Source organism: Haloarcula japonica DSM 6131, from assembly GCF_000336635.1.
Classification (GTDB): domain Archaea; phylum Halobacteriota; class Halobacteria; order Halobacteriales; family Haloarculaceae; genus Haloarcula; species Haloarcula japonica.
The window spans coordinates 541,961-552,199 of record NZ_AOLY01000037.1; the positions used below are offsets into that span (position 1 = coordinate 541,961).

General features: G+C 64.3%; 10 protein-coding genes and 1 pseudogene. 5 read left to right on the top strand and 6 right to left on the bottom strand.

Going from position 1 to position 10,239, the window contains the following annotated elements; translation table 11 throughout:
* Positions 1-120 precede the first annotated feature (120 nt).
* The 5 genes and pseudogenes from C444_RS13990 to C444_RS23260 form a co-directional block, all read left to right on the top strand.
* The gene (locus C444_RS13990) at positions 121-1,671 is read left to right on the top strand and encodes an acyl-CoA carboxylase subunit beta (RefSeq protein ID WP_004593610.1); all 1,551 of its coding nucleotides are present in this window, start codon (positions 121-123) and stop codon (positions 1,669-1,671) included.
* A gap of 2 nt (positions 1,672-1,673) precedes the next feature.
* On the top strand, positions 1,674-1,979 hold the full coding sequence (locus tag C444_RS13995) for a hypothetical protein (protein ID WP_004593611.1): 306 nt from the start codon (positions 1,674-1,676) through the stop codon (positions 1,977-1,979).
* A 139-nt stretch (positions 1,980-2,118) separates the two neighbouring features.
* Complete coding sequence (locus C444_RS14000) at positions 2,119-3,963, top strand: acetyl-CoA carboxylase biotin carboxylase subunit (protein WP_004593612.1); 1,845 nt, start codon at positions 2,119-2,121, stop codon at positions 3,961-3,963.
* A 75-nt stretch (positions 3,964-4,038) separates the two neighbouring features.
* Positions 4,039-5,013, top strand: coding sequence for a biotin--[acetyl-CoA-carboxylase] ligase (locus C444_RS14005; protein ID WP_004593613.1), 975 nt, complete (start codon positions 4,039-4,041; stop codon positions 5,011-5,013).
* Positions 4,929-5,165: pseudogene (locus C444_RS23260) on the top strand (biotin--[acetyl-CoA-carboxylase] ligase); the annotation flags it as partial. The gene C444_RS14005 and the pseudogene C444_RS23260, both read left to right, overlap by 85 nt.
* 20 nt (positions 5,166-5,185) lie before the next feature.
* On the opposite strand, the gene C444_RS14010 reads toward C444_RS23260, so the two are convergent.
* From C444_RS14010 to C444_RS14035, 6 genes are all read right to left on the bottom strand, one after another.
* On the bottom strand, positions 5,186-5,665 hold the full coding sequence (locus C444_RS14010; RefSeq protein ID WP_004593615.1) for a universal stress protein: 480 nt from the start codon (positions 5,663-5,665) through the stop codon (positions 5,186-5,188).
* Between the two features lie 72 nt (positions 5,666-5,737).
* On the bottom strand, positions 5,738-6,196 hold the full coding sequence (locus C444_RS14015) for an SHOCT domain-containing protein (protein WP_004593616.1): 459 nt from the start codon (positions 6,194-6,196) through the stop codon (positions 5,738-5,740).
* Between the two features lie 33 nt (positions 6,197-6,229).
* Positions 6,230-7,255, bottom strand: coding sequence for an amidohydrolase family protein (locus tag C444_RS14020; RefSeq protein ID WP_004593617.1), 1,026 nt, complete (start codon positions 7,253-7,255; stop codon positions 6,230-6,232).
* A 21-nt stretch (positions 7,256-7,276) separates the two neighbouring features.
* Positions 7,277-8,500 carry an HD domain-containing protein gene (locus C444_RS14025; protein WP_004593618.1) on the bottom strand — a complete coding sequence of 408 codons (1,224 nt, stop codon included), beginning with the start codon at positions 8,498-8,500 and terminating at the stop codon, positions 7,277-7,279.
* A gap of 375 nt (positions 8,501-8,875) precedes the next feature.
* Positions 8,876-9,457: a DUF420 domain-containing protein gene (locus C444_RS14030; RefSeq protein ID WP_004593619.1), complete on the bottom strand. Its 582-nt coding sequence runs from the start codon at positions 9,455-9,457 to the stop codon at positions 8,876-8,878.
* Positions 9,458-9,585: 128 nt separating this feature from the next.
* Positions 9,586-10,239 (bottom strand): AAA family ATPase (locus C444_RS14035; protein ID WP_004593620.1); only part of this gene is annotated, 654 nt, incomplete at its 5' end.

Here is a 10,239-nt window from a genome sequence, read left to right on the forward strand (position 1 = left end):
GCTCAAAACTCCGCCGGTTTCGGTTATCGAATACGAGAAATAATGGTTAAGTTTGATAACGCTTTTCTCGGATGCCCGCAAGGAGTCGGATATGCTCCGGTCCGGGAGAAGTGATATCGCGTGAGCCACGATGACCGTGTCGAGGACCTTCGGGAACGAAAAGCCGAGGCCGAGCGGGGCGGTGGCGAGGAACGCATCGAGGCGCAACACGACCGCGGGAAACTCACCGCGCGTGAGCGCATCGACTACTTCCTCGACGACGACACCTTCGTCGAGATCGACTCGCTCCGTGAACACCGCTCGACGAACTTCGACATGGCCGAGAAGAAAGTACCGGGCGACGGCGTCGTCGTCGGCTACGGCCAAGTCGACGGCCGGCGTGTCTACGTCTTCGCCCACGACTTCACCGTCTTCGGCGGGTCGCTGGGCGAGGCGTTCGCACAGAAAGTCTGTAAGGTGATGGACAAGGCAATCGAAACAGGTGCCCCCATCATCGGCCTGAACGACTCCGCCGGCGCGCGCATTCAGGAGGGCATCGACTCGCTGGCGGGCTACGCCGACATCTTCCACCGCAATCAGCAGGCCAGCGGCGTCGTGCCGCAGATATCGGCCATCATGGGGCCGTGTGCCGGCGGCGCGGTGTACTCCCCGTCCATTACGGACTTCGTCTACATGGTCGAGGAGACCAGCCACATGTTCATCACCGGCCCGGACGTCATCGAGACGGTGACCGGCGAGGAGGTCGGATTCGACGAACTCGGCGGCGCGAAGACCCACGCTTCCGAGTCCGGCGTCGCCCACTTCACGGCCGCCGACGAGAAGGACGCGATGGACGACATCCGCTATCTCCTCTCGTATCTCCCCCAGAACAACGTCGAGGACCCGCCGCGGGTCGAGCCCTGGGACGACCCTGAGCGCCGGGACGAGGCACTGAAGACGGCTGTTCCCGACGCGCCACAGAAACCTTACGACATGACGGACGTTGTCGGGCGTATCGTCGACGAGGACTCCTTCTTCGAGGTCGCCGAGGACTTCGCGCGCAACATCGTCATCGGGTTCGCCCGCATGGACGGCCACAGCGTCGGCGTCGTCGGCAATCAGCCGCGTGTCAACGCCGGCACGCTCGACATCAACGCCTCGCGGAAGGGCGCGCGCTTCGTCCGGTTCTGTGACGCGTTCAACATCCCGATTCTCACGTTCGTCGACGTGCCCGGATTCATGCCAGGCAAGGATCAGGAACGCAACGCCATCATCAACCACGGTGCGAAGCTCCTGTACGCCTACTCTGAGGCCACCGTCCCGCTGGTGACCGTTATCACGCGGAAAGCCTACGGCGGGGCGTACGACGTGATGGCGTCGAAGCACATCGGCGCGGACATGAACTACGCCTGGCCGACTGCCGAAATCGCCGTGATGGGGCCGAAGGGCGCGGTGAACGTCCTCTACGACGACGAACTGGAAGACGCCGACGACGTGCAGGCCCGCCGCCAGCAACTCATCGACGAGTACCGCGACGCCTTCGCGAACCCCTACACGGCGGCTAAACGGGGCTTCGTCGACGACGTCATCGAACCCCAGGAGACCCGCCCGCGGCTCATCGACGATCTGGACCTCCTCCGGGGGAAGCGCAAGGACCAGCCCGACCGCAAACACGGCAACATCCCACTGTGACGATGGCGGCTGATACTGATTCGGCGGTCGACGCCGAACTGGTCGCGGAGATCGCCGCACAGCTAGACGACGCGTCGGTGGACGAAGCGGCCGCCATCGCTGTCGCTGTCGGCGCGCACCTCACCGACCGCCAGCGTGCGGCAGCAGCGGCCGCGGCGGCTGCGGCGGCAGACGACGGGGACTCCTGGGACGGCAAGCAGTGGTCGTTCTCCGGGCGCGTGGAAGCCACGCAGAAGCGGTCCGTCCGGGTCCGTGCTGACGCGCCGACTGACCCTTGGAGTGCCGCCGGCCGCACCGAACGGTTCTAACTACGGACAGTTCTTCCATCAGTTGATCGGCGGCGCTCTGACTGGATTTGCGGTCATGCCCCAAACCAACATGATTATATATGTAAGATTGCCGCTATCTGCGCATAGTTTTATGGGCCGACTCTCAGTATGAGGGCGTATGTTCGATAAGGTGCTCGTCGCTAATCGCGGGGAGATAGCGGTGCGCGTGATGCGCGCATGCGAGGAGTTGGGCATCGGCACAGTGGCCGTCTACTCTGACGCCGACAAGCACGCCGGACACGTCCGGTACGCGGACGAGGCGTACAATGTCGGCCCGGCCCGTGCCGCTGACTCCTATCTCGATCAGGAAGCGATTATCGACGCGGCCAAGCAGGCCGACGCCGACGCCATCCACCCGGGGTACGGCTTCCTCGCGGAGAACGCCGACTTCGCCGAGCGCGTTCAAGAGACGGAGGGCGTCACCTGGGTCGGTCCCGAGAGCGAGTCGATGGAGGCGCTGGGCGAGAAGACGAAGGCTCGCAAGATCATGCAGTCGGCCGACGTGCCCATCGTCCCGGGAACGACCGACCCCGTCGAGGACCCCGAGGAAGTCGTCGAGTTCGGCGAGGAGAACGGCTTCCCGGTCGCGATCAAGGCCGAGGGCGGTGGCGGTGGCCGTGGGATGAAAATCGTCCACGATCCTGAGGAGGCTGAGGAGCAACTCGAAAGCGCAAAGAGGGAGGGGGAGGCGTACTTCTCGAACGACTCAGTCTATCTCGAACGCTATCTGGAGAACCCTCGCCACATCGAGGTACAGATCATCGCCGACCACCACGGCAACGTCCGGCATCTGGGCGAGCGTGACTGCTCGCTCCAGCGCCGCCACCAGAAGGTCATCGAGGAGGGGCCCTCGCCGGCCCTGAACGACGCGCTCCGCGAGAAGATCGGTGACGCCGCCCGACGCGGCGTCCGCGAATCGGACTACTACAACGCCGGCACCGTCGAGTTCCTCGTCGAAGAGGACACCGACCGCGAGCAGGGTGAACTGCTCGGCGAGGAGGCGAACTTCTACTTCCTCGAAGTCAACACCCGCATTCAGGTCGAGCACTGTGTCACAGAGGAGATCACCGACATCGACATCGTCAAGTGGCAACTGCGGGTGGCGATGGACGAGGAGATCACCTTCGATCAAGACGACGTGGAGATCGAGGGCCACGCAATGGAGTTCCGCATCAACGCCGAGAACGCGGCCGACGACTTCGCGCCCGCGACCGGCGGCAGCCTCGACACCTACGACCCGCCGGGCGGCATCGGCGTCCGCCTCGACGACGCACTCCGCCAGGGAGACGACCTTGTCACCGACTACGACTCGATGATCGCGAAGCTCATCACCTACGGTGGGGACCGCGAGGAGTGCATCGAGCGCGGGAAACGGGCACTCAAGGACTTCGACATCGAAGGCATCCCGACCGTCGTTCCGTTCCACCGCCTGATGCTCACCGACGAGAAGTTCGTCACCGGAACACACACCACGAAGTACCTCGACGAGCAACTCGACCGCACCCGCGTCGAGGAGGCGCAGGAGAAGTGGGGTACTGTCACCGAATCCGACGGCGACGAGGATGAGGAAGTCGTCGAACGCGAATTTACTGTCGAGGTCAACGGCAAGCGCTTCCAGGTCGATCTCGAAGAGCGCGGCGCACCCCCAATCAACGTGGGCGACGTGGACGCCGACGGTGGGAACCAGCCACAGCGTCCCCAGGGCGGCAGTAGTTCCGACAGCGGCGGCGGCAGTGCCACCTCCGCCGAAGGACAGGAGGTCGCCGCGGAGATGCAGGGGACGATTCTGGAGGTCAATGTCGAGGAAGGCGATGAGGTCGAGGCCGGCGACGTCCTCTGCGTGCTCGAAGCCATGAAGATGGAGAACGACATCGTTGCCGAACGCGGCGGCACAATCAACGACGTGGCCGTCAGCGAGGGCGAGTCCGTCGACATGGGCGACTTGCTGTTCGTGATCGGGTGAAGGTAGCGGGACCGAGGGCCGCGCCGTCTCGCTGTCTGCAGACGCCTTTTATTCCGGCCGGTCGAAGCCGTGCGTATGAACGAGACGCGCCATCGAGTACTCGATGCACTGGCTGACGGCCCTGTCTCGGGGCCGACTCTCGCCGACGAACTGGACATCTCTCGCTCCGCAGTCTGGAAGCATGTCGAAGCGCTCCGTGACGAGGGGTTCGAGATCCGTAGCGACGACGGAGGCTACGTTCTCGATTCGGTCCCGGAGTTCGGTGCGGCCGCGGTCGAATACGACCTCGACGCGCCGTTCTCCGTCGAGTACCACGACAGCATCCCGAGCACGAACGCCCGCGCCCGAGACCTTGCAGCGGATGGGGCGTCAGACACCGTGGTGCTGGCCGACGAACAGACCGGTGGCCGGGGGCGGCTCGACCGCGAGTGGCACTCGCCAAGCGGCGGAATCTGGCTCTCTGTGCTGTTCCGGCCCGACGTACCGATGGCCCACGCGCCGGTGTTCACGCTCGCGGCCGCTGTCGCGGTGACACGGGCGGCCCGTGAGGCCGGCGTCGAGGCCAGCATCAAGTGGCCCAACGACGTGCTCGTCCGCCACGGCGACGAGGAACGGAAACTGGTCGGTATCCTCACCGAGATGGAGGGCGAGGCTGACCGCGTCTCCTGGGTCGTCGTCGGCATCGGTGTCAACGCGAACGTCGACCCCGCAGACCTGCCCGACGAAGCGAACCCGACGAGCCTCTCGGCTGAACGGGACCAACCGGTCGACAGACGACTGTTCACGCAGCGGCTGCTGGAGGAGTTCGACGCGCTCCGTCAGGACCCGGCGCACGTCGTCGAAGCATGGCGGGAGTATGCGACGACGTTAGGCAAACGGGTTCGGGTCGAGACACCCGGCGGAATTATCGAGGGCGAAGCCGTGGATGTCCAGTTCCTGTCTCTTATACACATCTCTGATGGCGCGAGGNGCTGCTGGAGGAGTTCGACGCGCTCCGTCAGGACCCGGCGCACGTCGTCGAAGCATGGCGGGAGTATGCGACGACGTTAGGCAAACGGGTTCGGGTCGAGACACCCGGCGGAATTATCGAGGGCGAAGCCGTGGATGTCCAGTTCCCGGGCGCGCTCGTCATCGAGACAGAATCCGGTACAGAGGTCGTTTCAGCGGGAGATTGCGAGCATCTTCGCCCAGTTACGGAGTGAGCGCGACGACAGAGGACACATCACTGTGGGACGCCGGCAGGCTGCTCGTCGTCCGAGAGGTCTTGCATCGCTGTCTCCACCGGAACGGTGACGACTGGAACGTGGGCTGACCGGACGACCCGTTCGGCGACACTTCCCAGCAACAGGCGGTCGATGCCGCCACGTCCGTGGGTGCCCATTACGATGAGGTCACAGCCGTGCTGGCTCGCGTAGTCGACGATTTCCCGGCTCGGGCTTCCCTCAGTCGTGGCTCGCGTGACAGGCACGTCGTCGGCAACGAGACGTTCCACCATGTCAAGCGCCATCTCACCTTCACGGTGGAGCGAGTCGGTGACCCCTTCCCACGTCGGTTCGTGGGGGAGCGTCGAGAACCGACCGATGTCGACGACGTACAGTGCGTGAATCTCGCTTTCGTGGGCCGTTGCAAGTGTTTTAGCGTGTCTGAGTACATCCTTCGACCCCGCCGAGCCGTCCGTCGGTACCAGTATCCTGTCGTACATACTGTACTATTGACTGGCTGTCGGGATATAGTTTGGTAACAGATAACACACAACAACCAAGCGGGATATAGCTCAGTTCAGCTCTCGGTTCTGTTCGGATGCTGTTGCCTCGGAACCGTCCAGAGACGGTTCGTCAAGGACTTGTTCGAGGCGGCGTTCCAGTTCCGCCTCGGTAATCTCCCCGTTAGCGTAGCGCTCGGAGAGTCGGTTGACGGGGTCTGTCTCGTCGGTACTGGGTGCGTCTGTGGTGTGCGTGGTCTGCGTTTGTGACATATCAGTAGTCGACGCCGTCGCTTCGTCCTGACCAAAGACGTTCGATACGACCCAGTATACGGCGTAGCCGACAGCCACCAGAAACCCGATGGTGGCGGCCAGAGAGAGGAGCCCCAGTACGATGCCGATGAGACCGAAGAACAGTCCGAACGCAAGTCGCACAGCTGCGATGACGATAAACAACGATAGAAGCCCCAGCAGGCTATACAGCAGTACTTTCAGTGGTGTGCTCAGGGCGCGGTCGGTGGTGGAGGGCATCACCCGAAGATACTATTCCCGCAGTGATAAGAATTATTCCGCCCCCGGACGGACGACCCGCCGGACGTCGGCCGTCTCCGCCCGGCGAACGACGGCCCGGACCGGGTTTCGCGCCCCGGAGAGGTTGTCCGAGTCCCCGTCAAGTACGAGCAGCCGCGCCGGCTGCCCTGTCTTGATGAGGCCGCCGCCGAGCCCCGCGATTTCGGCTCCGTTGACGGTCGCCATCCGCAACACCTCGCGGGCCGAGAGGTCGTATAGCTTCGCGGTGAACTCCATCTCGCGGAACATCGACGGGCTGTTGAGCATGACGTTGTCCGTCCCGAGCGCGACCGTCGTCCGGTCGGCCAGTTCCTCGACTGGCGGGCGGCCAACGTCGGTGACGATGTTCGACCGGGGACAGACGACGACCGGAATCTCGCTGTCGGCGACCCGTTCGAGGTGCAGCGACTCGGCGTGGACCATGTGGACCAGGAAATCCGGGTCGAGGTCGAGCGCGGGGTTGATGTCGGAGCTATCGACCTCGCCCGCATGGATGCCGAACAGCTTCCCGGCGTTTTTGGTGGCGCGCCGCTCCGCCCCGAACTCGCTGTCGTTGGCCCCGCTCGCACCGAACCCGTCGGCCAGCTCCATCGCGTCCGTCGTCTCGCGCCCGAGAATCACACTTTGGAGGTCCGACCCGGCGAGCGCCTCCTGTATCGCTCGGACGCCCTCGATACCGCCCTCTCGAAACTCGATGAACGCACCAGTCCCGGACTGCGCCATGAACGACAGCGACCGCTCCATCGCGGCCACCAGTTCGTCCTGACTCGCATCGCGGAGCAACCGGTGTTTCAGGCCGTCCGGCGGCGCGACCAGTTCTTCCAGCGAGAGCCCCTCGCCAGCCTCCTTCGCGATGGAATCGCCGACATGCGTGTGGGCGTTGACGAACGACGGCGCGATGATGTTGTCGCTGTCGACCGCGGTCTCCTCAACGGCGGCTATCTCCCCGTCCTCGACGACGACGCGTCCCTCGACAGCCTCGAACGACCGCCCCGTCAGAATCGTCCCTTCGAGAATCATACTCCCTGTTCGCCCGTTCTCTCAGTTAAACTCATCGAGGGTCGCATGGATACCCGTCCGCACGTCCCGGACTCTGGCCCCGTCGAGGTCGAGTCCGAGTTCACGAATGGCCGCCGCACCGACACGCTCGCTCTCGCCTTCCGGTGCGTAGACGCCGAGCCGCCACTGGTCGCGCTGGGCGGCGCGGATGGCGTTGACCAGCGTCGATTGCTCGCCGAGCCGGCGGACCTCACCGTTGACGAGGACGCGGCTGCTGGACTCTGTCATCGACGGTTCCGGCGGAACGTCGAGGATAACGGCATCGCTGTCGACGTTCGCTTCGTCGGCGATAGCCTGTTCCATCCCGCCGACCGTGTCGTGGTCGGCCGACAGCACCTCGTCGGGCACGGCCCCCCACTCCGCCCAGACGGCGCGCTTGTACAGGTCCCGCTGGGTCAGCCGCCGCGCGTACGCCGCCGTCTCGTCGTACTGTCTGAGCGCTACGAGCAGGTCGTTGTCGTCCCACCGGCGAAGTGTCTCGGCGGTCGTGTCGGTCGCGGCGAGCAGTTCCTCCGTCCCGCGGCGCAGCATCGACTTGGCGATGCGGGCGACGTGGTGCTGGTAGACGGTCGGGTTCATCAGCGCGCGCGCTAGCAGGAGCGACTCGGCCGTCTGGACGTTCCCTTCGTCCAAGACGAGTTCGCCGTCGACGAAACACAGCTCCCGGACCAGCCGCTCGTGGTCGATGGTCCCGTAGGGCACGCCCGTGTGGTGGGCGTCACGGACCAGGTAATCCATCCGGTCCACGTCCAGTTCGCCGGAGACGAGCTGTCCCAGTTCGCCCTCGCCCGCGACGAGGCCGGCCACGCGGTCCGGATTGAGGCCGTGTTCTGTGAGCACGCGCGCAACGGGCCCGTCGCCGAGCAGTTCGTCCACGTCGTCGTGGTACTTCCCCGTTCGCCGGTGGATGAGCGCCTCGACGTTGTGGCTGTAGGGCGAATGCCCCACGTCGTGGAGCAACGCCGCAGCGCGGACCCGTTCGGCCTGCTGGCCCTCGATGCCGAGGTGGGACAACGCCCGATCTGCGAGGTGGTAGACGCCAAGCGAGTGTTCGAACCGGGTGTGGTTCGCCGAAGGGTATACGAGCGTCACCGTGCCGAGCTGGGAGATGTGCCGGAGCCGCTGGACCGGCGGTGTATCGAGCAATGCCGCCGCAACGCCCTGAACCTCGATGTGGTCGTGGACGCTGTCCTTGATTGTGGTCATTGCTGTGGGCTACGGCGGCGGCCGGCAAAATCGTTCGCCACCGTACAGGGGTAGCGTTCAGTTAAGCAGCTTTGGTTGCAAAGAGCCGGAAAACCCCCGCGCTATCGGCGAACTCCGGCGACGCAAACACCTACCGCAGCGTAGCGAGTCATAGGAGTCGATAGCGCGGCCCGTTTCAGGCCCACCAAGCTCTGTTTATCCAACCGGCTTTGGGGGGACTGAAAGGGGCGGTTGGCTCCGGGAAGACGGCTGAAGCAAGGACCGCAACGCAGTGAGAACCGCAGCGAGGCCCTCGACCGGAGCCAACCGGGGCTTTCTGGCTCTTCAGGCCTTCGGTCGCTGTATTATCGTACCACACAGGGACAAAAGCTGATGCTAGCGAGGGACCCAGCCGTAGATGTGGTTCAGCATGACGTAGGTGACAAGCCCAAGGAACAGGCTCAGCCCCCAGGCGGAGACCGCGATACGACCCACACGGGCGTGGATCGTCTCTCTGAGTTCGGCCGGGGAGTGAGTCAGCCCGAGGACGACGGCGTGAACGACGACGGGCACGGACACCGCGGATAGCAGGATGTGGATAGCGAGCATCACGATGTACGCCGTCCAGACGAACCCTTCGGCGACGATTTCCTTTTCGAAGCCGCCGCCGACCTTGAGGATGTACAGAGCCAGAAACACCATGATGAGCGTGAACGCGGTCAGCATGGCCGCGCGGTGTTTCTGTACCTGATTGTTCTTGATGAAGTAGACACCGGCGATGATTGCGAGCAGGGCGATACTGTTGACGACGGCGATTGCATCACCCAGCAGAATAACGAAGTCCTTTGAGAACTCTGGCAGCGGCAACACGCCACCGAACGCGCCGAACACGAGCGCGTAGCCAACGACCGAGACAACAGCGGTGACGAGCCGCGGACGAGCGCGGGCACGCGACTGGAGTGTGTCTGCGACGGCCATACTAGCAATTCGGGACCGGAGTGGTAACTGTGTTCTGAAACGGGCGAGCACGGCGGCGCAATTGCGGCTTAGAACGGGGGCTACTGACCTGCGAAAGCGCGGAAAATCGGATAGAAACGCTGCCGAGATCAGGCGAACGTCCGGGAGACGTCCTCGTCGTCGGTCTCTTCCTGCTGAATCTTCTCCCAGGCGTTGTGGAAGTCGGCCATCGTGACCTCGGTGCGGTCGTCGCGGATGGCGAACATCCCGGCCTCGGTACAGATGGCCTTCACGTCAGCACCCGAGGCATCCGTGATCTCCTCGGCCAGCGCCTCGAACTCTACGTCGTCGGAGACGTTCATGCTGCGGGTGTGGATCTGGAAGATCTGCTTGCGACCCTCGATATCGGGGTTCGGGACTTCGATGAGGCGGTCGAAGCGGCCAGGGCGGAGAATGGCGCGGTCGAGCATGTCGAAGCGGTTCGTCGCGGCGATGATGCGGATGTCGCCGCGGTCGTCGAAGCCGTCCATCTCCGAGAGCAACTGCATCATCGTCCGCTGGACCTCGGCGTCGCCGGAGGTCTTCGACTCCGTCCGCTTGGCCGCGATGGCGTCGATCTCGTCGATGAAGACGACGGCGGGCTCCTCCTGGCGGGCCAGTTCGAACAGGTCCCGGACGAGCTTCGCGCCCTCGCCGATGAACTTGTGGACTAGCTCGGAGCCGGCCATCTTGATGAACGTCGCGTCGGTCTCGTTGGCGACGGCCTTCGCCAGCATCGTCTTCCCCGTGCCGGGCGGGCCGTG